The sequence below is a fragment of the Herbivorax alkaliphila genome (assembly GCF_030848475.1).
Lineage (GTDB): Bacteria > Bacillota > Clostridia > Acetivibrionales > Acetivibrionaceae > Herbivorax.
In genome coordinates, this window is record NZ_JAVDDS010000144.1 from 1 (window position 1) to 968 (window position 968).

1 protein-coding gene is annotated in these 968 nt (G+C 29.3%); it reads right to left on the reverse strand.

The genetic code is table 11. The features are described 5' to 3' along the window. Positions 1 to 186 precede the first annotated feature (186 nt). On the reverse strand, positions 187 to 699 hold the full coding sequence (locus tag RBH29_RS17735) for a hypothetical protein (RefSeq protein WP_306698342.1): 513 nt from the start codon (positions 697 to 699) through the stop codon (positions 187 to 189). Between the last annotated feature and the right edge of the window lie 269 nt (positions 700 to 968).

The following is a 968-nucleotide window of genomic DNA, read 5'->3' on the forward strand; positions in this document are numbered from 1 at the left end:
GATGGTTTCTTGCTGTATATTTAAAAATTTTTTAGTACGAAAATATCACAATAAAAGAGTAAAAAGAACAGGATTAGTTCAATTATCGATATCCAAAAACAATATTTTTAGACACTAATTAAAACTCATTATAACTTAGAAGTTTAATTATGGAATCTGGAGGCGTGAAAATTTTGTGTAAGAAAATTATATGGCAATTAGACTATTTATAAGAGCCAATACTCCTTCTTGCTTCCCCGAAAAAGCTCTAGCTGTTATTACAAGCATGTATAAAGTACCAAATAATTTTTGTGATAAACTTTTTGTTTCAATTATTAAAGGAGTATTGTAAACTTGTGTGTATTTAGAGTTAAGTAACGCAGTATAATTGAATTCATTACAGTTATTTTCAATACCTTTAATAATGTTAACAATACGATCTTCGCAATCAAGAATTTCTTTTGGGTCATCAATGTGCTCAAAAATATTCTCACCCTTTCTGGTTTTGCAACTAATATACTCAAGTAAATTAATACAAGGCTGAATATATTTCTTTATAAAACTGGGGAATATGCTTACATATTGCCACTTGCTAGTCTTATCATTAAACCACAATGCAGTTTGAACTCTATATTCAACGCTATAAAGACAATTATTTTTATCAAGTAAATAAAGCTGTCTTTTAAAAGTACCATTTAGCTTGAGTTTGACACTATCCAAAAGTCCTAACTTGCCACGAATGAAATCGTGCGTTATTATATTTTTATAGTGTTCCTGATAGATTTTATTAAAATTTTCAGGGTTACACTTGAAAGGTATTTCAACCTTTAATACAATTGATGTAGTTGGTTTGTTTTCGATAATTTGATATTATATCATATCAAAATTAAAAAAGGGTTCGGGTGGTTCCGAATCCTTTCCAACTACCTTACTGAAGTCTAAGTTGTCGCAAATTCAAGGAATTACTGAAGAAGAGCTTGTCCCCTAAC